The sequence below is a fragment of the Streptomyces sp. NBRC 109706 genome, assembly GCF_000974485.1.
GTDB lineage: Bacteria > Actinomycetota > Actinomycetes > Streptomycetales > Streptomycetaceae > Streptomyces.
This window is the reverse complement of the sequence record NZ_BBOM01000005.1, coordinates 652142-677007: the sequence shown is the minus strand read 5'-3', so window position 1 is coordinate 677007 and position 24866 is coordinate 652142. Positions and strand designations below refer to the sequence as shown.

At 73.4% G+C, this 24866-nt stretch carries 17 protein-coding genes; 10 read left to right on the top strand and 7 right to left on the bottom strand.

Going from position 1 to position 24866, the window contains the following annotated elements:
* The first annotated feature begins 67 nt into the window (after positions 1–67).
* Positions 68–1183, top strand: coding sequence for a GuaB3 family IMP dehydrogenase-related protein (locus AOM46_RS07915; RefSeq protein WP_062207390.1), 1116 nt, complete (start codon positions 68–70; stop codon positions 1181–1183).
* Positions 1184–1253: 70 nt separating this feature from the next.
* Here AOM46_RS07915 and AOM46_RS07910 read toward each other — a convergent pair whose 3' ends face one another.
* Positions 1254–2483 carry a nucleotide sugar dehydrogenase gene (locus AOM46_RS07910; protein WP_062207388.1) on the bottom strand — a complete coding sequence of 410 codons (1230 nt, stop codon included), beginning with the start codon at positions 2481–2483 and terminating at the stop codon, positions 1254–1256.
* Between the two features lie 257 nt (positions 2484–2740).
* Between AOM46_RS07910 and AOM46_RS07905 the strand changes: the two genes are divergently transcribed.
* From AOM46_RS07905 to AOM46_RS07880, 6 genes are all read left to right on the top strand, one after another.
* Positions 2741–4471, top strand: a complete 1731-nt coding sequence (locus AOM46_RS07905; protein ID WP_062207386.1) for a glycerol-3-phosphate dehydrogenase/oxidase — start codon at positions 2741–2743, stop codon at positions 4469–4471.
* 107 nt (positions 4472–4578) lie between these two features.
* Positions 4579–7227, top strand: a complete 2649-nt coding sequence (locus tag AOM46_RS07900; RefSeq protein WP_107080012.1) for a serine/threonine-protein kinase — start codon at positions 4579–4581, stop codon at positions 7225–7227.
* Between the two features lie 120 nt (positions 7228–7347).
* Positions 7348–10356 (top strand): hypothetical protein, encoded by a 3009-nt coding sequence (locus AOM46_RS07895; protein ID WP_062207382.1) that lies wholly within the window; start codon positions 7348–7350, stop codon positions 10354–10356.
* 42 nt (positions 10357–10398) lie between these two features.
* On the top strand, positions 10399–12150 hold the full coding sequence (locus AOM46_RS35190) for a serine/threonine-protein kinase (RefSeq protein ID WP_062207379.1): 1752 nt from the start codon (positions 10399–10401) through the stop codon (positions 12148–12150).
* 89 nt (positions 12151–12239) lie between these two features.
* Positions 12240–13814 (top strand): succinic semialdehyde dehydrogenase, encoded by a 1575-nt coding sequence (locus AOM46_RS07885; RefSeq protein ID WP_062207377.1) that lies wholly within the window; start codon positions 12240–12242, stop codon positions 13812–13814.
* Positions 13811–15682 (top strand): FAD-dependent oxidoreductase, encoded by a 1872-nt coding sequence (locus AOM46_RS07880; RefSeq protein WP_062207375.1) that lies wholly within the window; start codon positions 13811–13813, stop codon positions 15680–15682. Before AOM46_RS07885 ends, AOM46_RS07880 begins: the two co-directional genes overlap by 4 nt.
* A 600-nt stretch (positions 15683–16282) precedes the next feature.
* Here the strand turns inward: AOM46_RS07880 and AOM46_RS07875 are convergent.
* On the bottom strand, positions 16283–16636 hold the full coding sequence (locus tag AOM46_RS07875) for a chorismate mutase (RefSeq protein WP_078856598.1): 354 nt from the start codon (positions 16634–16636) through the stop codon (positions 16283–16285).
* A 397-nt stretch (positions 16637–17033) separates the two neighbouring features.
* Between AOM46_RS07875 and guaA the strand changes: the two genes are divergently transcribed.
* Positions 17034–18611 carry a glutamine-hydrolyzing GMP synthase gene (guaA, locus tag AOM46_RS07870; protein ID WP_062207373.1) on the top strand — a complete coding sequence of 526 codons (1578 nt, stop codon included), beginning with the start codon at positions 17034–17036 and terminating at the stop codon, positions 18609–18611.
* Between the two features lie 16 nt (positions 18612–18627).
* Here guaA and AOM46_RS07865 read toward each other — a convergent pair whose 3' ends face one another.
* Genes AOM46_RS07865 through AOM46_RS07855 form a run of 3 tightly spaced genes read right to left on the bottom strand, consistent with a single transcriptional unit; the run spans position 18628 to position 20985 of the window.
* Entirely contained in the window at positions 18628–18990 is a 363-nt protein-coding gene (locus tag AOM46_RS07865; RefSeq protein ID WP_158920299.1) for a potassium channel family protein, read from the bottom strand.
* 28 nt (positions 18991–19018) lie between these two features.
* Positions 19019–19723, bottom strand: coding sequence for a response regulator transcription factor (locus tag AOM46_RS07860; protein WP_062207369.1), 705 nt, complete (start codon positions 19721–19723; stop codon positions 19019–19021).
* Positions 19720–20985, bottom strand: a complete 1266-nt coding sequence (locus AOM46_RS07855; protein ID WP_062207367.1) for an ATP-binding protein — start codon at positions 20983–20985, stop codon at positions 19720–19722. Before AOM46_RS07855 ends, AOM46_RS07860 begins: the two co-directional genes overlap by 4 nt.
* A 145-nt stretch (positions 20986–21130) precedes the next feature.
* Here AOM46_RS07855 and AOM46_RS35810 point away from each other — a divergent pair, with 145 nt between their 5' ends.
* Positions 21131–22513: a PspC domain-containing protein gene (locus AOM46_RS35810; protein ID WP_062207365.1), complete on the top strand. Its 1383-nt coding sequence runs from the start codon at positions 21131–21133 to the stop codon at positions 22511–22513.
* Positions 22510–22845 (top strand): hypothetical protein, encoded by a 336-nt coding sequence (locus tag AOM46_RS07845; RefSeq protein WP_158920297.1) that lies wholly within the window; start codon positions 22510–22512, stop codon positions 22843–22845. The genes AOM46_RS35810 and AOM46_RS07845 overlap by 4 nt, the downstream gene beginning before the upstream one ends.
* Positions 22846–22868: 23 nt before the next feature.
* Here AOM46_RS07845 and AOM46_RS07840 read toward each other — a convergent pair whose 3' ends face one another.
* Both AOM46_RS07840 and AOM46_RS07835 read right to left on the bottom strand, forming a co-directional pair.
* Positions 22869–23405 (bottom strand): DUF417 family protein, encoded by a 537-nt coding sequence (locus AOM46_RS07840; RefSeq protein ID WP_062207361.1) that lies wholly within the window; start codon positions 23403–23405, stop codon positions 22869–22871.
* A 36-nt stretch (positions 23406–23441) separates the two neighbouring features.
* Positions 23442–24848 (bottom strand): hypothetical protein, encoded by a 1407-nt coding sequence (locus AOM46_RS07835; RefSeq protein WP_370592658.1) that lies wholly within the window; start codon positions 24846–24848, stop codon positions 23442–23444.
* Between the last annotated feature and the right edge of the window lie 18 nt (positions 24849–24866).

Sequence of the window (24866 nt, the reverse complement as noted above, 5' to 3'; positions counted from 1 at the left end):
GCGAGCCGGCCGGTCTCGCGACCGTCGGCGATACTGGGGACGCACATCGCATGGAAGGGCTCTACCTGTGACTGAGATCGAGATCGGGCGCGGCAAGCGCGGCCGGCGCGCTTATGCCTTCGACGACATCGCCGTGGTGCCGAGTCGCCGCACCCGCGACCCGAAGGAGGTCTCGATCGCGTGGCAGATCGATGCCTACCGCTTTGAACTGCCTTTCCTCGCCGCGCCGATGGACTCGGTGGTCTCGCCCAGGACGGCGATCCACATCGGCGAGCTGGGCGGCCTCGGGGTGCTCAACCTCGAAGGGCTGTGGACCCGCTACGCCGATCCGGAGCCGCTGCTGGCCGAGATCGCCGAGCTGGACGAGGAGCGCGCCAACCGGCGGCTCCAGGAGATCTACGCGGAGCCCATCAGGGAAGAGCTGATCTTCCAGCGGATCCGCGAGGTCAGGGACGCCGGCGTGGTCACGGCGGCCGCGCTCTCGCCGCAGCGGACAGCGCAGTTCTCCAAGGCGGTGCTGGACGCCGGCGTGGACATCTTCGTGATCCGGGGCACCACCGTCTCGGCCGAGCACGTGTCGGGCGCCGCCGAGCCGTTGAACCTCAAGCAGTTCATCTACGAGCTGGACGTGCCGGTGATCGTCGGCGGCTGTGCCACCTACACGGCGGCGCTGCATCTGATGCGCACCGGAGCGGCCGGCGTGCTGGTCGGCTTCGGCGGCGGCGCCGCCCACACCACCCGCAACGTGCTGGGCATCCAGGTGCCGATGGCCACGGCGGTGGCCGATGTGGCGGCGGCCAGGCGGGACTATCTGGACGAGTCCGGCGGCCGCTATGTGCATGTGATCGCGGACGGTGGCGTCGGCTGGTCGGGGGATCTGCCCAAGGCGATCGCCTGTGGCGCGGACTCCGTGATGATGGGCTCGCCGCTCGCCCGGGCCACCGACGCGCCGGGCCGGGGACACCACTGGGGCATGGAGGCCGTGCACGAGGACGTTCCGCGCGGCAAGAAGGTGCATCTGGGCACGGTGGGCACCACCCGCGAGGTGCTGACCGGCCCCTCGCACACGCCCGACGGTTCGATGAACTTCTTCGGCGCGCTGCGCCGCGCGATGGCGACCACCGGCTATTCGGAGCTGAAGGAGTTCCAGCGCGTCGAGGTCATGGTCGCCCGTTCCCGTTGACGGTTCCCGGCGGGCCCGCCGTCCCGGCCGTCGTTCGGAGGCGGTTTCAGAAGCGCCTTCGTAGGCGGCTTCAGAGGCGGTGGGCCGCGCCGGCCGGGGTGGCGCCCCTGGTGTCGAAGAGCAGCTGCGCCTTTGCCGCCAGGCCCTGGAGGTCGTAGGTGCCGTGGTGCTGCAGCAGCAGCGTCAGATCGGCGGTGGCGGCCGACTCGTAGAGCGCGTCGGCGCGGGGCACCTGGCGGCCGGCGAGCCGCCATTCGGTGACAAACGGGTCGTGGAAGCTCAGCTGGGCGCCCAGGCCCAGCAGCCGGGAGGCGATCTCCCGGGCGGGGCCGCGTTCCAGATCCGGCAGATCGGGCCGGTAGGTCACGCCCAGCAGCAGGATCCGGGCGCCGCGCGCGGACTTTCCGTGTTCGTTGAGCAGCGCGGTGGCCCGCTGGGTCACATAGCTGGGCATCCGGTCGTTGAGTTCGCGGGCCAGCTCCACCAGCCGTAGCCGGTTCCCCGGGTTGACGGGCGCGCCGAGGCCGGTGACCCCGGGGCCTGGGCGGAAGCCGTGCGGGGCGACCGGCCTGGTCTCGGCGCAGCGCACCACGTCCCACAGATCGATGCCCAACTCGTGGCAGAACACCGTCATCTCGTTGATCAGCGCCATGTTGACGTGCTGGACGTTGGTCTCCAGCACCTTCACCGTCTCCGCCTCCAGCACGCCGCGCGCCCGTACCACCTTGTCGGTGAGCCGGCCGTAGAAGGCCGCCGCTGCCTCCGTGCAGGCGGGGGTGAGGCCGCCGATCACCCGGGGGGTGCCGGCGTAGCCGCCCGGGCCGCCGGGGGCGAGCCGACCGGGGGCGTGCGCCAGCTGGAAGTCGCGCCCGGCGCGCAACCCCGAGCCCGCTTCCAGCAGGGGGCGCACCACCTGCTGGGTGGCGCCGGGGGGCACGGTGGATTCGAGCACCACCAGCGTGCGCGGGCGCAGCCGGGACGCGAGGGTGCTGGCCGCCTCCCTGACGGCGCTCAGATCGAGGGTCCGCCGCTCGCCCGGCGGCGTCGCCGCGCAGATCAGCGCGGTGCGCACCCGGCCGAGAACGACGGGGTCGCTGGACGCGTGGAAGCCCCCGGCCACCATCCGGCGTAGCGCGGGCGCGGTGAGCGAACCGTCGGCGGGTGGCCGACCGGCGTTCAAGCCGGCGGCGATCCGGGCATCCGGTACGAAGGCAACGGTTCCGATGCCGGCGGCGGTGGCGGCCTGGGCGGCGGGCAGGCCCAGCGGCCCAAGACCGAGAACGGCGAGATCAGCGGGCATACGCGGGCGGCTCCCTTTCCTTCTGCCGCTCCCCAGGGAGGGCATATGCACTACCTGTCAGGTTACGGGCATATATGACAGATACGGGGGATTGAGGGGGCCGACCGGGCCGACGAGACGCGCCAAACCGGGCGAAATGGGAGACGATCGACAACGAGTGTCGGCCGCTGGCGGACCGGCGACGAAGCGGTGGAGCACCGGAACAGCGGAGAGCGACAGCCAGGCAGCGGACGTGACCGAACGCCAGGGAGGCAGCGGTGAAGACAGCGGTGCTAGGGCCGGAACAGCGAGCCGAGGCGCTCGCTCGAATGGCCGAACGGGAGCTGGACATCCTGGTGGTGGGCGCCGGAGTGGTCGGCGCGGGAACGGCGCTCGACGCCACCACCCGCGGCCTGTCCACCGGTCTGGTCGAGGCCAGGGACTGGGCCTCCGGCACGTCGAGCCGGTCGAGCAAGCTCATCCACGGCGGCCTGCGATACCTGGAGATGCTGGACTTCGCGCTGGTCAGGGAGGCGCTGCGGGAACGCGGACTGCTGCTGAACCGGATCGCGCCGCATCTGGTCCGCCCCGTCCCCTTTCTCTACCCCCTGCAACACCGGGGCTGGGAGCGTCTCTATGCCGGCTCAGGCGTCGCGCTCTATGACGCGATGTCGCTCTCCTCGGGCCACGGCCGCGGCCTGCCGAGACACCGTCACCTCACGCGCACCCGCGCGCTGCGGGTCGCGCCCTGCCTCAAGAAGGACGCGCTGGTCGGGGCGTTGCAGTACTACGACGCGCAGGTCGACGACGCCAGGTTCGTCGCCGCCCTGGTGCGCACCGCCGCCAGCTACGGCGCCCGGGTGGCCAACCGCGCCCGGGTCACGGAGTTCCTGCGGGAGGGCGAACGCGTGGTCGGGGTCCGGGTCCTCGACCTGGAGAGCGGGGACGGCGGGAGCGCCGGGGACTTCCGGAGCTATGAGATCCGGGCCAAACAGGTCGTCAACGCCACCGGCGTCTGGACCGACGACACCCAGGGCATGATCGCCGAACGCGGACAGTTCCACGTCCGCGCGTCCAAGGGCATCCACCTGGTCGTCCCCAAGGACCGCATCCACTCGTCGACCGGGCTGATCCTGCGCACCGAGACCAGCGTCCTCTTCGTCATCCCCTGGGGCAGGCACTGGATCGTGGGCACCACGGACACCGCCTGGGACCTGGACAAGGCGCATCCGGCCGCGTCCAGCGCGGACATCGACTATCTGCTGGAACACGTCAACTCGGTGCTGGCCGTGCCCCTCACCAGGGACGATGTGGAGGGCGTCTACGCCGGGCTGCGCCCGCTGCTGGCCGGCGAGTCCGATGCCACCAGCAAGCTCTCCCGGGAGCACACCGTCGCCCATCCGGTGCCGGGCCTGGTGGTGGTGGCCGGCGGCAAATACACCACCTATCGGGTGATGGCCAAGGACGCGGTTGACGCGGCGGTGCACGGGCTGGACCAACGCGTAGCCGACTGCTGCACGGAGGAGATCCGGCTGGCGGGCGCGGAGGGCTTCGCCGCGCTGTGGAACGCCAGGGCGCGGATCGCGTCCCGGGCCGGACTGCACGAGGCCAGGGTCGAACACCTGCTCCGCCGCTATGGCGCGCTGACCCAGGAACTGCTCGACCTGGTCGTCGCCCACCCCCGACTCGGCGAACCACTGCCGGCCGCCGACGACTATCTCAAGGCCGAAATCGTGTACGCCTGTTCGCACGAGGGCGCCCGACATCTGGAGGACGTCCTCACCCGGCGGACTCGTATCTCAATCGAGACCTTCGACCGAGGCACGCGAAGCGCGCGGGAGTGCGCCGAGTTGATGGGTGGTGTGCTCGGCTGGTCGGACGAACAGGTGGAACGCGAGGTCCAGCACTACCTGAAGCGGGTGGAGGCCGAACGGGAGTCGCAGCTGCAGCCCGACGACCAGACGGCGGACGCCGCCAGGTTGGGCGCCCCCGACACGGTTCCCCTCTGATCCACTTCGGTCCGCCCGGCGGTGTCGGCGCCGGGCGGGTCGCCCTGCGGCCCGGATGTCAGCCGCATGGGTGACAATGGGGCGGGGAAGCCGGAGGGGACGCACGCATGGGCCAGCACAACGGGGAAGACGAGTCGAGGCTGCGCCGTCAGCCGGACGCCGGCGCCGACGCCGGCGAGGCGTCAGCCGCGCCGGGTGGTGAGGCGGTTGTTCCGGCGACGGACGACGCGGGTGGCGCGGGTGGCGCCGACGGCGCGAGCGGGCCGGGGGGTGCGGCTGCTGACGGCGCCTCCGGGCCGGAGTCCGCAACCAGCGCGGAGGACCGGGGCACGACGCGGGTGGCGCCGCTGGCAAAGGCAAAGGCAAAGCCGGAGCCGGTGGTTGAGGATCGGGGTACGACGCGGGTGGGGCGGCCGGGGAAGGCCGAGGCGGAGCCGGTGGTTGAGGATCGGGGCACGACGCGGGTGGCGCCGCTGGGGAAGGCGAAGTCCGAGCCGGTGGTTGAGGATCGGGGCACGACGCGGGTGGCGCCGCTGGGGAAGGCGAAGTCCGAGCCGGTGGTTGAGGATCGGGGTACGACGCGGGTGGGGCGGCCGGGGAAGGCCGAGGCGGAGCCGGTGGTTGAGGATCGGGGCACGACGCGGGTGGCGCCGCTGGGGAAGGCCAAGGCCGAGCCGGTGCAGGAGGACCGGGGCACGACGCGGATCGGGCGTGCGGAGAAGGCCGAGCCCGAGCCCGTGGCGGAAGACCTGGGGACGACGCGGGTGGGGCGGTCAGGAAAGTCCGAGCCGGAGCCCGAGCCGGAGGACCGGGGGACGACGCGGGTTGGGCGGCCGCGGGGGGCCGGCGCGGGAGGCGCGGAGAGTGCCGACGCGGCGCGGGGTGGGCGGTTGCTCAAGGGGCGTTATCGGTTGGGCGCGGTCGTCGGGCGTGGCGGGATGGGCACGGTGTGGCGGGCGCAGGACGAGGTGTTGGGGCGGTCGGTCGCCGTCAAGGAGCTGCGGCTCTCGCCCGGGGTGGAGGAGGCCGAGCGCAAGCGCATGATCACCCGCACGTTGCGGGAGGCGAAGGCCATCGCCACGATACGCAGCCGAGGCGTGGTCACCATCTATGACGTGGTCGACGAGGGCTCCCGGCCATGGATCGTGATGGAGCTGATCGAGGGCCGCTCGTTGGCCGATCTGATTCGGCAGGAAGGGCCGATGACGCCCCGTCGGGCCGCCGAGATCGGGCTGGCCGTGCTGGACGTGCTGCGCGACGCGCACGGTGCCGGCATTCTGCACCGGGACGTCAAGCCGTCCAATGTGATCGTGGCCGACGCCGAAGGGCGGGTGGTGCTCACGGACTTCGGCATCGCCAAGGTCGAGGGGGATCCGTCGATCACGTCGACCGGCATGCTGGTCGGCGCGCCCTCCTATATCTCGCCCGAGCGGGCCAGGGGCGCTTCCCCGGGGCCGCCGGCGGACATGTGGTCGCTGGGCGCACTGCTCTACTGCTGTGTGGAGGGGCGTCCGCCCTATGACGAGGGGTCCGCCATCGCGACGTTGGCGGCCGTGATGCACGATCCGGTGCCGCCGCCGAGCCAGGCCGGCGAGCTGAGCGGGCTGATCATGGAGCTGCTGCGCAAGAAGCCGGAGGAGCGGCCCGCCGAGCCTCGGGTGCGGGCGGCGTTGCAGGCGGCGTTGGACGGCGGCGCTGGCGGGAACGGTTCCACCACCGATCATCTGACGGTGGTGGTCGGCGGCCGCCCGGGGGCCGGCGGAGCCGGAAAGTTCGAGAAGGCCGAGAAGGCCGGGGCGGCGAACGTCCCGGCGGAGGAGGCGGGTTCGTCGGCCGCGGCGCGGTCGGAGGCCGACGCCTCCCTGGGCGGGGACGGCCCGCGCGGGTCGGTGCAGCCGCAGGCATCGCCCCCGGGCGGAAGCGACCGCAGTCGGCTGGCGCTGGCGATCGGCGCCGTGCTGGTGGCCCTCGTGGTGCTGGCCACGGCGGTGGTGCTCTGGCTGAACAGCGGTGACGACAGCGAGGGCGGCGGCGGTTCCGAGGGGCAGGAGCAGACCGCCGAGGGGCAGCAGGGCGAGGAGAACGACCCCGGGCCTGACGCCGAGTCCGAGGGCGGCGCCGCCGACGGCGGGGGCGCCGAGGGTTCGGAGGGCGGCGAGGGCTCGGAGAGCGAGGGGGCGGACGACGGGGGCGCCGGCGCACCGGGCGAGGACGAGGGGCAGGGCGATGCCGAGGGCGCGGACGACGGTCCGCCGGGGACGGCCCCCGAGAACGATCCCGACGCGCGGCCCGACAGCCCGACGGGCTATGCCGAGGTGGTCGACTCCGAGTTCCGCTTCCGCATGTCCCTGCCGGGGGACTGGGAGCGGGTGGGCACGGCCGGGCGGAACTCCGGCGCGATATACAGCTCAGCGCCGGGGGAGCCGTTCAAGGTTCAGGTGGACTTCAACAGCAGTCCGGGCGATGACGCGGAGCGTGCCTGGCGGGAGTTGGAGCCGGCGGTGCGCGGAAACAGCACCAACTATGAGCAGATCAGCATCGAAACGATCGAATGGCGGGACTATCCGACCGTTGCTGACTGGCAGTTCGAAAGGGATGAGAACGGGGAAAGAGTCCGGGTGCTCAACCGTGGTTTCCGGGTCGACGAGAACCGGGGCTACGCGATCATGATCACGTGCCCGGCGGACGCCTGGGACGACAACACCTGTCGCACGCTGCGGGAGACGGCGTTCCAGACGTTCCAACCGATGGACTGACCCCGTCCGAGGGGGCGGGGACGGAGAAGAAGCGCCAGTTGACGGACCGTAGCCGCGAGGGCGCCGATCCCCGTATCGTGGGGAAGCGTTCGGCGGGCGGGCACGTGGTGGGGAGGCATTGTGGAGAAGTACGCGGGGCGGCTGCTGGCCGATCGCTATCGGCTGCCGCAAACCCCATCGGACGAGTTCGAGTTCGTCGAGTCACGGGCGTTCGACACCGCCAGCGGTCAGGAAGTCCTGGTGCGGCAGGTGCCGTTGCCCGAGGTGGTGGACGCCGAGCTGGTCGACGGTGACGGGCGGCGCGGTGGTTCGTTCGGCGCCGGCCGTGGCGCGAGCGAGCGGGCCACCAGAACGCCGGACGATCCGGTGGTGCGGCGGGCCGTCGAGGCGGCGACGGCCGCGGCGGGGCTGCCCGACCATCCGAGGCTCGATCAGGTCTTCGACGTCTTTGTGCAGGGCGACGGGCTCTGGATCGTCAGCGAGTTAGTGCCGGCCCGGCCGCTGGCCGCGCTGCTGGCGGAGGAGAGCCTGGGCCCCTATCGCGCGGCCGAGGTGGCCGCCGATCTGCTGGCCGCGCTGCGCATCGTGCACGCGCACGGCTGGACGCATCGCAATGTCACCGCCCGCACGGTCATGATCTGCGACGACGGGCGGGCCGTGCTGACCGGCCTGGCGGCCGGCGCCGCCGAGGAAGTCCTCTGCGGCTACGACCCGTTGCCCGCGTCCGATATCCCGGACACCTTCGCCGCCCATCCGACGCCGCGCGCCCCCGAGCCGCCGCCGACGCCTGAGCCGGCTCCGGCTCCGGCGGAGATCGGCGGGCCGTCGTGGGAGGCCCAGCCGTCCACCGGCTGGGAGCGGGAGGCCGAGCCGGCCGATGCCGAGGCGTCGGCCGGGCCCGTCGTGGCCCGGCCGTGGGACGTTCCGGACGAGGGCCCGGTGGAGCCGCGGCCCGGCGACGAGGGGCACGGCCCCGCCATCTCCACCGGCTATGGCGCCGCCTATCCGCCGCCGGGGGTCCAGCAGGGCACGCCGCCCGGCACGCCCGCCGGCGCCGGGTACTGGGGCGATGCCCAGCGGCAGCCCCAGTGGCCGGCCGGCTTCACCAGGGACGACGCGCCGCCCGGCAGGGACGACGCGCCGGCAGCGCGGGGCCGCGAGCAGGCCGGTCTGCCGCCCGGCTTCGAGCCCGAACACCCGCCGACGGGCGGTGAGTTGCCCGAGGGTTACCAACGGTGGGACGACGGTCCCGCCGGCGTTCCGCCCGCCGCGCCCGCCGGCCGGTCCGGCGTTCCGGCGCCCCGGCCCGAGCAGGGCCGGGATCAGCTGCCGTCCAGTTGGGATTTCGAGGGCGGCGCCGGCGGTCGGCCGCAGGGCGGCCGTCCTCCCGAGCCGCCGACGGCGGGCCCGCCGGCCGATCGGGCGGAGCGCGTCGAGCGGGCCGAGCGCGCCGCGCGCAGCGGCGCCATCGCGGCCTACCGCGCCGGCGCCCGCGCGGGAGCGGCACGGCGCGCCAACATGTCCGCGCGCCCCCCGGGCGTCAGCCCCACCGATCTGCCCGGCGCCCGCCGCCCCAGCCCGCCCGTGCGCACCGGTTGGGAGCTGACGGAGCCGGCCAGGCCCACGCCGCCCGTCGACGACCGGGACGAGCCCCTGGCCATCGAGGCCGCCCCCACCCGGAGCGCCGTACCCGCCGAGAGCCCCGTACCCGCCGAGAGCCCCGTACCCACCGAGAACGCCGTGCCCGCCCCGGAGGGCGCCCTCCTCCCCACGGACGACCGCCCCGGCCCCCCGTCGCCGGCGCCCGAGCCGCAGTGGCAGGAGGCCGCCCAACCGGCCTGGTCGGCCGCCGCCGAGGTGTCCCGTTACCGGGGCCCGGACAGCGCGTTGGGTGCCGAGCGCGCGCGGCAGGCGCGCATTCAGACGGTGGGCGCCGTCACGGAGCGCTGGGCGCCGGAGCAGGCGGGCCCCGTCTACGAGCACTGGCGGCTGGCCCCACCGGTCGGCCCGGCGGCCGACTTCTGGGCGTTGGGCGCCCTGTTGTTCCGCGCCGTGCAGGGGCATCCGGCCTATCCGGAGGACAGCGCCGCCGAGTTGGTGCAGGCGGTCTGCGCCGAGCAGCCCGCGTTCGCCGAGGACTGCGGCGCGCTCCGCCCCATCGTCGAGTCCCTGCTGCGGCAGGACCCCACGGAGCGGCCCAGCGCCGAGGCGTTGCGCGGCTGGCTGCGGTCGTTGCTGCGCGGGGCGCCCGAGCCCGATGTCGGCCGCCGCACGGCCACGGTGCCGCCGCCGGCGCTGGAGCCGGGCCGCCCGGCCGACCCCAGGCGGCTGCCGATCCTGCGCCGCCGTGGTGAGGTGGTCGGCCCGCGCCGGCGCCCGCGCGGGGAGCGCCCGCCCCGCCGGCTGGGCCGGCTGCTGCTGGGGTTGGTGCTGCTCGGGCTGGTCGGCGCGATCGCCTATGTGCTGGCGACCGCGCCGGGGGACGAGGAAGGCGACAGCGCGACAAGCGAGGGCACCGGTTCGGACGCCGCCGCCCCGCACGGCGGCACGGACGCCTCGCCGGCTCCTGAGGACGGGGATCCGGCCGGCGGCGCGGAGGGCGAGGACGAGGCGGCGGAGCCCGGCGAGGACGCCACCCAGCCGTCCCCCACCGAGCAGGACCGGGATCCGGGGGCGCTGCCCGACGGCTACGAACTGCTCACGGACGAGGCCGGTTTCGCGCTGGTCGTGCCGGCGGGCTGGCAGCGCCAGGCCCCCAACGAGCTGGGGCAGATCGTCTATTCGGACGGCGACAGCCAGCTCCTGGTGGTGCCGGGCCGGGAGAGCGTCGAGGACACCGGTTTCACCCCACGGGAGTACCAGCTCGTCCACCAGCCCGAGTTGGCGGAGTTCCGGGACTACGGATTCGGTGGACAGCGGGGGTTGGTCGACACCAGGCTGGGCGATGTGCAGATGGCCGAGGGGATCTTCACCTGGTTCCGGGGGGACCAGGAGCTGATCGCGTTCAACCGGGTGCTGTTGATCGGCACGGACTACCATGTGTTCCAGGTGCTGGGCCCGGCCGATCTGGAGGAGCGGCTTGCCGACATCTACGACGTCACGGCGGACCGCTATCGCCCGGCCGGCTAGGGCTTGTCTCTTCGACCGTCGTGGATCAGCGAGCGGGGGCGCGTGAACGAAGGCGCGGGTGCCATCCCGCACTATGCGCTGGCGGACGCCAGGGGCAGACGCCTCGGCGGCCGTTATCTGCTGGTCGAGCGCCTGGGCCAGGGCGGCATGGGCACCGTCTGGCGGGCCAGGGACGAGGTCATGGGCCGCGAGGTCGCCGTCAAGGAGCCCCGGCTGCCCGAGTCCATCGAGCCGGCGCGCCGGGAGCGCGCGCTCGCCCGGATGCGCCGGGAGGCGACCGCCGCCGGCCGGATCGGGCACCCGGCCGTGATCACCCTGCACGATCTGGTGATCGAGGACGGGCGCCCCTGGCTGGTGATGGAGTTGGTGCGCGGCGATTCGCTCGCCGGCCGGCTCGCCTCGGGCCCGCTCGAACGGGGTGAGGCCGCCCGCGTCGGCCTCGCCGTGCTGGACGCGCTCACCGCCGCACACGCGGCCGGCGTGCTGCACCGCGATGTCAAGCCGGCCAACGTGCTGTTGGGGGAGTACGGGCGGGTGGTGCTGACCGACTTCGGTATCGCCCAGGTCGAGGGCGAGCAGCCGCTCACCGACACGGGGGCCTTCGTCGGCTCCCCGGAGTTTGTCGCGCCCGAGCTGGCGTTGGGCGAACGCCCGGGCCCGGCCGCCGATCTGTGGTCGCTCGGCGTGCTGCTCTATATGGCGATCGAGGGCGCCTCGCCGTTCCGCAGGGACCATTTCGCCGCCACCCTCCAGGCCGTGATCGCGGCCACGCCCCGCCCACCGGCGCACGCCGACGACGCGTTGGGCGATCTGGTGATGCGGCTGCTCAGCAAGCGCCCCGGCGCGCGCCCCGGGCCCGACGAGATCCGCCGGGTGCTGCTGCGCGAGGCCGGCGTCGAGGCCGGTATCGCGACGGGCGACTCGCCCCGGCAGCGCCGGTCGGCATGGCGGCTGCGCCGCTGGCTGCTCGGCGCCGGCGCGGCCGTGGCGCTCGGGACGCTGACGCTGCTGGCGTCGACCGCCGGGGGCCCCGGCGCCGGGGGCAGCATCGCCCAGGCCATCGCCGGCAGCCAGACGGAGGAGGACGCCGGTACCGCCGAGGGCGCCGAGGCCGCGGAGGGCCCCGAGGCATCGGGGGACGGGGAGCAGACGGAGGAACGGGGCGCGGAGTCGACGCCGGGCGAGGACGGGACCACCCCGGACACCTCCGAGGAAGCCGACGAGGACACCTCCGCCGACCCGTCCGACGACGCCTCGGGGGAGAACGGCGGAAACGGCGGGAGCACGGACGACGGCGACGGCGGGCAGGGTGACAACCCGGAGGAGTGGACCCGGCGGACGGAGCCCGCGCTGGGCATGGAGCTGGCGCTGCCCGCCGGCTACACCCGAGACGCCCGCGAGGACACCGACCTCATCGTCAGCTACCGCTCCCCCGACGCCTACCACTCCGTCGACCTCTGGTACCTCCCCTATATCGGCCGGAGCGCCGACGATCTCGCCCGGGCCCAGATCGTCGGCTACGAGGGCGACGACAACTATGTGAGCGTCGAGCACGACCTGGTCCCGACCGACTTCCAAGCCGGCGGCGAGGCCGTGGAGTTGCGGGTCCTCACCCACGGCACGGACGGCCAGCCGGTGCGGCGCGCCTCGCTGCTCTTCGGTGTGCCGGACACGGGTGCGGTCTGGCAGCTCCAACTCACCACGCTGGAGGCCGAGGGCGCGGTGCTGGACGGGGCGGAACGTCTCTTCCAGCGGATCGTCGACGAGCTGGTGATCGACCCGGACGCGGTCTGACCCGCCCCCGGCACACTGCCAGCGTTCACTGGCGGAAAAATCATTACCCCTGGGTAGGCGCGGCGGGCGACACGCCGTACTCTCCGCCTATGACGACCGCACAGTCAGCCATGGGAGGGGTGGCCGCCCGTAAGGTCACCAAGGAGCTGGTCGAGTCCCTGACCCGGGGCGTCGTGGGAAGCGAACGGACCGCCTGCCACACCCCGTTCACCGGCGAGCAGCTCGCCGAGCTGCCCCGGGCCACCCCCGACGAGGTCGGCGAAGCGTTCGCCAGGGCCCGCGCCGCCCAACCCGCCTGGGCCGCCACGCCCGTCGAGCGGCGGGCCCGGATCGCCTTGCGCTTCCACGACCTGCTGCTGCGCCGCCAGTCGCAGATCCTCGACATCATCCAGCTGGAGACAGGGAAGAACCGGTTCTCCGCGCACGAGGAGCTGCAGGCCGTCGCCATGGCGGCCCGCCACTACGGCCGCGCCGCGCCCGGCTATCTGCGGCCCCGCCGGCATCTGGGCGCCATGCCGATCCTGACCCAGGTCAGGCAACACCGCCGCCCGCACGGCGTGGTGGGCCATATCGCGCCCTGGAACTACCCCCTGGAGCTGGCCGCCGGCGATGTGCTGCCGGCGCTGATCGCCGGCAACGCCGTGGTGATGAAGCCCGACACCGAGACCGCGCTGACCGCGCTCTGGGCGCGTCGCCTGATGATCGAGGTCGGGCTCCCCGAGGACGTGTGGACGGTGGTGCTCGGCGAGGGGCCGGTGGTCGGCCCGCTGCTCGTGGAACACGCGGACTATGTGACGTTCACCGGCTCCACCCGCACCGGGCGCGAGGTGGCGCGCCGCGCCGCCGGCCGACTCGTCGGCAGCAGCCTGGAGTTGGGCGGCAAGAACGCCCTGCTGGTGCTGCGCGACGCCAACCTGGACCGCGCCGCCGAGGGCGCGATGCGCGCCTGCTTCTCCTCCACCGGCCAACTCTGCATATCCGCCGAGCGGTTGCTGGTCCACGAGTCCGTCGCCGACGCCTTCGTCAGCCGTCTGGTGGCGCGCACCGAGGCGCTGCGGATCGGCGCCGATCTCGACTACGGCATCGACCTGGGCTCGCTCATCTCCGCCGCCCAACTGGCCACCGTCACCCAGCACATCGAGGACGCCAGGGAGCAGGGAGCCACCGTGCTCACCGGCGGCCGGCCGCGCCCGGAGCTGGGCCCCTACTTCCACGAGCCGACCGTGCTGGACGGGGTCCGCCCGTCGATGCGGGTGTACCACGAGGAGACGTTCGGCCCGGTGGTCAGCGTCTTCCGGTTCGGGACCGAGGAGGAGGCGGTGGCGCTGGCCAACGACACCCGGTACGGCCTCAACGCCAGCGTCTGGTCCCGCGACGGACGCCGGGCCCGTCAACTGGCCGCCCGACTCCGGTGCGGCACGGTCAACATCAACGAGGCCTATGCCGCCACCTACGGCAGCGCGGGCGCCCCGATGGGCGGCATGCGGGATTCGGGCCTCGGCCGCCGACACGGCTCCGAGGGGCTGCTCAAGTACACCGAGGCCCAGACGGTGGCCCAGCAGCGGCTGCTGCCGCTCGGCCCCACGGGCCCGCTGGACGACCGCCGCTATGCGAGCCTGCTGAACGTCTCCCTCAAGGCCATGAAGACCCTGAGGCTCCGATGACCGCGCCCGACGGGCCGGAACACGAGCGGGACGACTACGACGTGGCGGTCGTCGGCTCGGGGTTCGGCGGGGCCGTTGCCGCGCTGCGGCTGAGCGAGAAGGGCTACCGCGTTGTGGTCCTGGAGGCGGGCCGCCAGTTCGAACGGGCCCAACTCCCGCGCGACTCCTGGCGGTTGCGGGACTACCTCTGGGCCCCCAGGATCGGTCTCTACGGCATCCAACGGATCCATCTGCTGCGGAACGTGATGATCCTGGCCGGAGCTGGCGTCGGCGGCGGTTCGCTGAACTACGCCAACACCCTCTATGTGCCGCCCGACGCGTTCTTCCAGGACCGCCAGTGGGGCCATATCACCGACTGGCGGCGCGAGTTGACGCCCTACTACGAGCAGGCCAGCCGGATGCTCGGGGTCCGCGTCAACCCCACCGTCACCGCCGCCGACCGCCATCTGCGGGCCGCGGCCGAACGCATGGGCGTCGCCGACACCTTCCACCTGGCCCCCGTCGGGGTCTTCTTCGGCGACGCCGAGGACGCCGACGGGCGGACCCGCGCGCGCCCTGGCGAGGAGGTGGCCGACCCCTACTTCGGCGGCGCCGGGCCACGCAGGACCGCCTGCCACGAATGCGGCGAGTGCATGACCGGCTGCCGACACGGCGCCAAGAACACCCTCAACGAGAACTACCTGCACCTCGCGCGCCGCGCCGGCGCCGAGATCCGCCCGCTGACCACCGTCGTCCGGATCGCCGAACACCCCGGGGGACGTGGCCATCTGGTGACCACCGTCCCCACCGACGCCTCGGCCCGCCGCCGGCGGGCCCGCCGCACCACGCTGCGGGTGGGGCAGGTGGTGGTCGCCGCCGGCACCTACGGCACCCAGACGCTGCTGCACCGGATGCGCGACAGCGGCGCGCTGCCCCGCCTCTCCGACCGGCTCGGCACCCTGACCCGCACCAACTCCGAGGCGCTGGTGGGCGCCAGCACCCTGCCGCGCCGCTACCGGGCCCGGCAGGGCGAGGACGCCACCCTGGACTTCACCAGGGGAGTGGCCATCACCTCGTCGATCCACCCCGACCCGCACACCCATGTCGAACCGGTGCGTTACGGCAGGGGCTCCAACGCCATGGGGTTCCTCTCCATCAAGCAGTTCCCGCGCGGCGGCCGGCTGCCCAGGGCGCTGTCCTACGCGCTCGACTCGGCCCGCCACCCCTGGGTGTTCCTGCGCTCGCTCTCCAAGCGCCGCTGGTCGGAACGGACCGTCATCGGGCTGGTGATGCAGAGCCACGACAACTCGCTGACCACCTACCGCAGGACCCGCCGCCCCGGCCGGGGGCTGCTCACCGCGCGGCAGGGCCATGGCGCGCCCAACCCGGACTTCATCCCGGCCGGCGCCGAGGCGGCCCGCCAACTCGCCGAAGAGATCGGCGGGTTCGCCGGCACCAACGTCGGGGAGCTGATCGGCACCCCGCTGACCGCGCACTTCCTCGGCGGTTGCCCGATCGGCGAAACCCCGGAACGCGGCGTGGTCGACCCCTACCACCGGCTGCACGGCCACCCGGGAATCTCGGTGGTGGACGGCTCGGCGGTCTCCGCCAACCTCGGCGTCAACCCCGCGCTGACCATCACGGCCCAGGCGGAGCGGGCCTTCGCGCTCTGGCCCAACAAGGGGGAACCCGACCGACGTCCGGCCCCCGACGCCCCCTACCGGTCCCTGCCCCCGATCCCGCCGGCACGCCCCGCCGTCCCCGAGTCGGCGTTCGGCGCCTGGCGCCCGCAGGTGGTGCTTCCCGTCCCGCCCCTGCCGCCCCGAGGCGGGGCAGCCGCCGACGCCAAGCGCGACGAGACGGAAGGGCCGGCGCGGCAGGGGAGTTGACCGGTGGGCGCCGGCGGTGCTGCCCGGGCGGCGCCGCAGTGGCGAAGAGGCCCGCTCCTCGGGGGAATGGGAACGAGCCTCTCCGGTCATGGTGGCACGGCATCCAAAAGGTTCGTGCGCCCCCTTAGACCGCCAACATGCGTAAAAGGTTGTTCGCTTACCGGTTACGAAACGGACACGGGGCGAAGGAGCGGCCGAGGGCCCCGGCCGTCGGCCGGGGCCCTCGGGTCAGCACGGCGACAGGGCGGCGCCGGTGCTGCGCGCGGCACCCGGGGGGTAGGCGCCGCTGCCGTTGGCCGGGCCCATGGAGGGGGGTGTGCCATGGTCGGCCAACATCTGTGAGGCTGGGGCGGCCGGTCCTCGGCGTCCCGAGAACCGGCCGTGGGGCGTGACCGGCCTGCTGTCCCCTGCTGCCCGGTCACCGCACCGGAGCGAGGTCCCACGGCGCGCGGACCTCGCCACACCGCGAGGTCCGCCACGCCTCATCGCCCCGGGGACAACACTTTCAACGAAGCCCCATCCGGCCGGTCACGCTCCGTACGGGTGACGGCTCGTCCCCGGGTTCGGCCGGCGCCGGGCGGGCCCGCGACGGCCGGGAACTCAGACCCGGCCGCGGCCCAGTTCGAGCAGTGTCATCGCCAGGGCGGTGCCCGGCTGGCCCAACTCCTCGCGCCAGCGGCGCAGCACCTCGTTCTCCCTGGCCAGGCTGATCCGCCGGCCGCCGTTGGCCAGCCGGGTGGCCTGCACCCGTTCCGAGACCGTCACCCGCTGTCGCACCAGCCGGACGATCTCCGCGTCCAACGCGTCGATCTCCGCCCTGGCCCGGGCGATCACGGTCTCCGGTTCGCCACCGGCCGGCCCGGTGACCTCGGTCACCTCGGCGGGCCGGGCATCCGTCCTCGTCGGCTCAGTCGTCGGCTCGGTGGTCGGCTTCGTCGTCAGCTCGGTGGTCATGGTTTCTCCTTCGGGGCTTCGGCGCTTCGGCGCTTCCGTGCGTCGGGTCTGCGGGTTCTCGGCTCTTCGGGGTGCTCTGATCCTCGGAGACGGTCCCTGGGGACCCGGGCGAACGGCCATCCGCCCCGGACACGACGACGCCCCGGGCCGGATGATCCGGGCCCGGGGCGTCGGGGAGTCGTGTTCAGTGCCGCGCGCGACACTCCCCATGGCCACCGGCCGGACCGGTGCCATAGGTAAAGAAACAGCGCTGCCGCAACATGCCGCCGAGTCTACCGGGGCGACCGGGCGGACGGCGAGACCCCCCGGCGGCCCCCGGTAGACTCGACGGCACACACCCCCCGCACGTTCGGCGCCGCCGGCAGGCACGCGTTTCACCAGGCACGAAAGGCAGCTCGTGGCAGACGTGGCACCCCAGGACACCGTTCTGGTCGTCGATTTCGGCGCGCAGTACGCCCAGCTCATCGCCCGCCGGGTCCGCGAGGCCCGGGTCTACAGCGAGATCGTGCCGTCCACCACCCCGGTGGACGAGATGCTGGCCAGGCGGCCGAGCGCCATCATCCTCTCCGGCGGCCCCGCCTCCGTCTACGCGGACGAGGCGCCCGGCATCGACCCGGCGCTCTTCGACGCCGGGGTGCCGGTCTTCGGCATGTGCTACGGCTTCCAGCTGATGGCCCAGGCGCTCGGCGGCACCGTCGACAACACCGGCGCCCGCGAGTACGGGCGCACCGATCTGACGGTCACCCGCTCCGGATCCACCCTCTTCGAGGGCACCCCCGACCAGCAGCAGGTGTGGATGTCGCACGGCGACGCCTGCTCGGCCGCGCCCGCCGGCTTCCAGGTGACGGCCGCCACGGACACCGTCCCGGTCGCCGCCTTCGAGAACGACGAACGCCGCCTCTACGGAGTGCAGCACCACCCCGAGGTGATGCACTCCACCCACGGCCAGCAGGTCCTCGAACACTTCCTCTACCGGGGCGCCGGCATCAGCCCGTCCTGGACCACCGGCAGCATCGTCGACGAGCAGGTCGCCGCGATCCGCGCCCGCGTCGGCAGCAAGCGCGCCATCTGCGGGCTCTCCGGCGGCGTCGACTCCGCGGTGGCCGCCGCCCTCGTCAACCGGGCCATCGGCTCCCAGCTGACCTGCGTCTACGTCGACCACGGGCTGATGCGCAAGGGCGAGACCGAACAGGTCGAGAAGGACTTCGTGGCCGCGACCGGCGTCCAACTCAAGGTGGTCGACGCCGCCGACCGCTTCCTCGACGCGCTGGCCGGCGTCTCCGATCCCGAGGAGAAGCGGAAGATCATCGGCCGCGAGTTCATCCGGGTCTTCGAGCAGGCCCAGGCCGAGCTGGTCGCCGAGGCCGGCGCGGCGGGCGAGGACGTCGCGTTCCTCGTCCAGGGCACGCTCTACCCGGACGTCGTCGAGTCCGGCGGCGGCACCGGCACCGCCAACATCAAGTCGCACCACAACGTGGGCGGCCTGCCGGACGATATCGAATTCGAACTGATCGAGCCGCTGCGGCAGTTGTTCAAGGACGAGGTCCGCATGGTCGGCCAGGAGCTGGGCCTGCCGGAGGAGATCGTCCAACGGCAGCCGTTCCCCGGCCCCGGGCTGGGCATCCGCATCGTCGGCGAGATCACCGGGGACCGGCTCGACCTGCTGCGGGAGGCCGACGCCATCGCCCGCGAGGAGCTGACCGCCGCCGGTGTCGACCGCGAGATCTGGCAGTGCCCCGTGGTCCTCCTCGCCGACGTCCGCAGCGTCGGCGTCCAGGGCGACGGCCGCACCTACGGGCACCCGATCGTGCTGCGCCCGGTCAGCTCCGAGGACGCCATGACCGCCGACTGGTCCCGCCTCCCCTACGAACTGCTGGCCCGGATCTCCACCCGCATCACCAACGAGGTTCCGGACGTCAACCGCGTCACCCTCGACATCACCAGCAAGCCGCCGGGCACCATCGAATGGGAGTGACCCGGTAGCGAGGGGGTCATGAGGGCGGTGGGTGGTGGCGGCGGTAGTGGGCGAGACCGATCTTGGTCAGCAGGCCGCCGAACATCGCGAAGAGGCTGATCGCGCTGACCGCGTACAGCATCGTGAACACCCGGGAGAGCGTGGTGCTCGGCGCCAGGTCGCCATAGCCGATCGTGAGGCCCGTGGTCACCGAGAAGTACAGCGCCTCCAGCACCGACCAGCGCTCGTGCAGGGTGTAGAAGGCCGTGCCGGTGGCCAGCACGAACACCAGGGACAGGGTGGCACCGCGGAAGGAGGGGTGCCGCCACGCCTCACGTCCCGCGGTCGTCAGCGCGGCGGCGAGCACCAGAAAGCCGAACACCGACCCAGTCTTGGCCACCGGACCCGAAACGACCGGCAGCGACGCGTCACACCAGCCGGCGGGCCGTGGCCCAGCGGGTCAGCTCGTGCCGGTTGGAGAGCTGCAGCTTACGGAGCACGGCCGAGACATGGCTCTCCACCGTCTTCACCGAGATGAACAGCTCCTTGCCGACCTCCTTGTACGCGTAGCCACGCGCGATCAGCCGCAGCACCTCGCGTTCGCGCTGGGTGAGCCGGTCCATGTCCTCGTCGACCGGCGGCGCCTCGGACGAGGCGAACGCGTCCAGCACGAAACCGGCCAGCCGGGGGGAGAAGACCGCGTCGCCGTCCGCCACCCGGAAGATCGCGTCCACCAGATCGGTGCCCGTGATCGTCTTGGTGACATAGCCCCGCGCGCCGCCCCGGATCACGCCGATGACGTCCTCGGCGGCGTCGGAGACGGAGAGCGCCAGAAAGCGCACCGGATCCTGCACCGCCGACATCAACTCGGTGCTGCGCCGCAGCACTTCGACCCCGCCGCCGCCCGGCAGGTGCACATCGAGCAGCACCACATCCGGCCGGGCCGCCTTGATCACACTCACCGCCTGGTCGACATCGCCGGCCTCGCCGACCACCTCGACACCGGTCTCCTCGGTGCGGCCGATCTCGGCCTGCACCCCGGCCCGGAACATCCGGTGGTCGTCCACCAGGACCACCCTGGCCCTACGCGCCTCAGCCGTAGGCTCGGTCGTCGCACCGCCGGTCGGATTCATTCGGAACGCTCCATGGTCAGCTCCACCTCTGTGCCCTCGCCTGGTGTGGACCGGACGCGGGCGCCGCCGCCGTTGCGTCGCATCCGTCCCACGATGGACTCCCGCACGCCCATGCGGTCGGCGGGCACCGTCTCCGGATCGAAGCCGGGGCCTCGGTCCCGCACCGACACGAAGACGGTGCGGCCCTCCACCTCGCCGAACACCCGGATGGGCCCACCCTCCCCACCGTACTTGGCCGCGTTCACCATGGCCTCGCGCGCCGCCTGAAGGGTCGCGCCCAACGGCTCGTCCAACGGGCAGTCACCCACGCACACCACCTCGATCTGCACCCCGTGGTGGTCCTCGACCTCGGCCGCCGTGGCCCGCACCGCCTCGGCGAACGTCTTCGGCTGCTCGTCCTCCTCCACGGTCGGGCCGCCGCTCTCCGCCGACTTGTACAGCCAGGCACGCAGCTCCCGTTCCTGCGCCCGCGCCAGCCTGGCCACCTCGCGGCCGTTCTCCGCGTTGCGCTGGATCAACGTCAACGTGTGCAGCACCGAGTCATGGACATGCGCCGCGACCTCCGCCCGCTCCTGGGCGCGGATGCGCATGGTGCGCTCCTCGGAGAGGTCCTGCACGATCCGCACCAGATAGGGGCCGGCCAGCAGCGCGATCCCCACCAGCACGGCGACCGCGGCCTGCAGCGCGACGCCCAGGCTCTCCGTGGCCGCCGCGTTCTGCCCCAGCACAAAGGTCGCGATGCCCGTGCCGACCAGCACCGCGCCGGCGGCGGCCCGCAGCAGCGGCAGCCAACGACTGCCCCTGGTGGCCGCCGCCCAGGCGGCGCGGCGGGAGTTGTCGACCTGCCGCCAGACGACAGCGGCCCCCACCCCGATGATCATCATCGGCCAGAGGTAGGTGCCGGAGATCGGATACTGCACGCTGGTGACCAGCGCGAACATCGCGACCGCCAGCACCAGGACGGCGATCAGCGACTGCTTGTCGGGACGCCGCAGCCGGAACTCGCGGCGGGCCGGGGCGACCGGCGTCGTCTGTGGCGCGCCCAGCGGCACCACGAACCAGAAGATGCCGTACAACAGCACGCCGAGCCCGTTGGACGAGAACAGCACCAGCAGGATCACCCGCACCCAGGAGACCGGGACACCGAGGTGCCCGGCCAACCCCTGCGCGACGCCACCCAACCAGCGTCCGTCCGCGCTGCGGTAGAGCTTGCGCACCGGTGGCTCGTCCACGGCGCCGCCGTAGGGCGTGGCCATCGTCATGCCCAGAATCGTCACACGACCGGCCGCCCGGGTACATCAGGGGTGCCCCCCAAGCCGGGATCAGGGAACCCGGTCGGGGATCAGGGAACGTTCGGGGGCCGCCCCGGATATCGCGCACCGCCCCCCTGCCGCCACCATGGGAGCCATGACCGACGAGCACAGAGCGTCGGGCGGCGCCGCCACACGGACGGCGTCCCCTCCGACGGGCACCCCGGCGGCGCACGCCGAACAGCAGCTGCGCCGAAGCCGCAAGCACAAGATGATCGGCGGCGTGTGCGGCGGGTTCGGCCGCTACTACCAGCTGGACCCGGTGATCTTCCGGGTGCCGCTGGTGGTGCTCTCGGTGATCGGCGGCCTCGGCCTGGTCGTCTACGGCATCGCCTGGCTGCTGGTGCCGTTCGAGGGCGAGGAGGAGAACGAGGGCCGCCGGCTGCTCTCCGGACGGGTCGAGGGCCCGGGGCTCACCGCCCTGTTGTTCAACGTGGCCGGCTGCGGTCTGCTGCTGGCCTCCCTGGGCAGCGGCGGGTTCCGCACCTGGTTCTCCCTGCAGGTGTTCGCCGCGCTGGCCGGCGCCGCCTACTGGTCCCGTTACCGGCGCGGCGCCGACCTGGCGGGCGCCGAGGGCGCGCCGGCGCATCCGACGGCGGCGCACGCCGTGGCGGAAGCACCCCCCGAGGCGCAGGCGCCCCCGGCGCCCGCCGGCCCGTCCTGGTGGCGCGGCCCGGCCGCCGGCACCGGCTATCTCTGGGGACCGGCCGACGCGCCTCCTGGCTCCTACGTGCCCCCCGGCTCTTCTGCCCCGCGTGGCGGTGGCGCCGTGCCACCGGTCCCGCCGGGCCCCGGACGGTCACCCGTACCGCCCACCGCGCCACGGGAGTTCCGGCTCGGCGGCCTGGTCTTCCTGCTGGCGGTCTTCGCCTTCGGCATCGGCGTCAGCGCGTCCTGGACCAGCCAACCCCTGGGCGCCGCCCTGGTCATCGGGCTCTCCTCGGCGCTCGCGGTGTTCGCCGTCGGGCTGGTGGTCAGCGCCTTCGCCGGCCGGATCGGCGTCGGCACCATCACCTCGGTGCTGCTCACCGGCGTGCTGCTGGCCGGCGCCTCGCTGCTGCCGGACAACATCACCACCAGCTGGGAGGACCGCGAATGGCGCCCGGCGCACGCCGGCGCGGTGCTCGACAACTACGCGCTGGGCAGCGGCATGGCCACCCTGGACCTGACCGCCCTCGACATCGAGCCGGACGAACCCCTCGTCACCGCCGTGGAGGCCGGCGCCGGCCAGGTCACCGTGGTCGTCCCCTATGACGCCGATGTCGCCGTCGAGGTGGAGATGGGCGCCGGCGCCTTCACCTACCAGGTACGGGGAGCCGGCGACACCGACCGCGACTCCTGGGGCGGCCTCGGCGAGGACCGCACCCTGCGGTACCTGTCGCCGGCCGACCAACCCGACGATCCCCAGATCGAGTTGCGTCTTGAGATGGGCATCGGCCATCTCGTGGTGGAACGCGCCGAGGAGGAGCCGACCCGATGAAAAACGGACACCTGGGGCACCTGGGACACCTGGGTCACGGACTGCCGGGCCACGGACTGCCGGGGCACGGACCCCGGCGGACGATGCGCCGGCACCGCTTCGAACCGGCCAGGCTGGTGCTGGGCCTGTGCCTGCTCCCGATCTCCACGCTCTACATCCTCCAGGCGGTCGGGCAGGTCGACCTTCCGGTGGTGCTCCGCTTCACGATGCTGCCGGCCGCGCTGGTGCTGGCCGGCCTGGTCGCGGTGGCCAACATGACCATCCGCAAGGCCGTCCACGCGAAACGGAGGGCCGCCGGCGGCGGCACCGCCGACCGCGACGCAGCGCCGTAGCCCCGACGGGGAGCGCCCCCGGCTCAACCGAACAGCTTCCGGCTCCGGTTGGGCAGGAACCACGGCCGGTCGCGCAGCAGCCCGTCCACCGCGTAGGGGCCGCCACCGGCCAGAACCAGCGTGCCGAAGCCGAACAGCAGCGGCAGATCGGCGCCGAAGTAGTAGGGATCCGTCGACCAGGAGACCGTCAGCCAGAACGACAGCGCCAGCAACGCGCCCACCGCCGCCGCCCATCGGGTGCGCAGCCCCACCAACACGGCGACACCCACCACGATCTCGGCCACCGCGACGCCGTTGCCCACCAGGTCCGGCGCGTCCAACGCCCGGTCCACCAGCCAGGGCACGGCCGCGTCGTCCCTGGACGCCAGCATCATCCCCTCCATGGTGTCCGTGTTCATCACCGAACTGAACGGGCCACCGTCGACATACTTGTCGACCCCCGCGTAGAGAAAGGTGAATCCGAGGAAGAGACGGAGCGGCAGCATCGCCCACCGCGCCAGCGTGTCACCGGCCCCTCCTGGCACCGGGCCACGACCGCCGAACCGGTCCGTCACCGACATGGGCCAACGCCCTTTCGTCACGGCTTGCAAGGACGGTCAGTCTGCCACCGTGACGCGATAGCGGCCAGACTCCGTGCCGGCGGCCGTGATCACCTGAATATCCACCCGGCCCGGGTCCACCTCGGCCGGCACCCGCACCACCAGCCGGGTGTCCCCCGGGCTGCCGAACCCGTCGACCGTCGGCACCAGCGGAACGGGCACCGTCATCCCGCCGATCCGCACCACCGTCTCGGCCAACCGCTGCGCGCCCCGCGCACCCGGCGGGACAAAACCGGTGCCCCGGATCTCCAACTCGTCGCCGTGCCGGATCGGCGCCACCAGCGTGCCGGGCTCCCGCACCCGCACCACGGACTGGATCACCGGCCGGCCGCCCTCGGTGTACTTGGCCGCCAGATAGGTCAGCGCCGACACCAGCACCAACAGCGCCAACCCCCAGGGCAGATCGGGCCATTCGTCGGGCTGCCGGGCCAGCCGCACCCCCACCAGGACCAGCGCCGCCGCGTTCACCACCACATACTGGACATCGGGAAAGCTCCCGACGCCGTCGTCGTCCGTCAGCAGATCGGCCGCGCGCGGCCCGGTGGCCCGCACCTTCTGCATCCGGAAGCCGCGCACCCGGGTCGCCACCGTGTGCCGCACCCAGACCGTCACCGCACAGCTGACCGCCACCGCCGTCAACAGCCCGCCGCCGCGCGTCACATCGAGACCGTCCAACAGGGCGTCCCGCTCCGGGCCCCGACCGGTGCCGGCCAGGCTGAGCGCCAGCACCAGCACGGTGTACCCGGCCAGCAGCAGCCAACCGGCCGCCACCGCACGGGAGGTGGAGAGCCGGTTGTCCTCACCGACCAGGGGCGCCAACGGGCCGCCGCGTTCCCGGTGCGCCCGGCTCGCCAGCGTCACCACGCCGGCGAGGCCGCCGGCGGCCAACAGCCCGGTGGTGCGGGCCAACGTCCACCCGGAGTCGCCCAGCACCGCCGTCAGCACCTGGCCCAGCAGCAGCGCACCGACCGCGACCCAGAGCAGCAGCACCGCCCGGTCGGCCATCCCCAGCAGCCGGAACCTGCCCACGGCGCGCGCCCGTTCGTCCACCTCGCCGGCGGCCTCGGTCAACTCGTCCGAGATCCACTGCCCGGACGCCTCGGGGGAGTGCGCCAACGCCGGCGGTATGCCCTCGCCGGCGGCCAGCCGGTCGCGGAGCGTCCGGAAGGACTCCTCGGCCCGCCGCAGCGCGGCCCGCGCCGAGGCGGGGCAGCCGCCGCAGGCGCAGTCGGGGCCGTGCGCTGGCGGCGGCGGAAGCACCGGGCCGTCCGCCGTCCGGTCCTCGGGGGCCGGACCATGGGGGGCGTCGGTGACCGGCGCGTCGGGGTGGTCGACCGGGCCGTCCGGCCCCTCGTCCGGCCGGTCCGCGTCCTGCGCGGCGTCGCGGAATGGGTCGTCGGCCACGTTGCTTCCTCTTCCCCA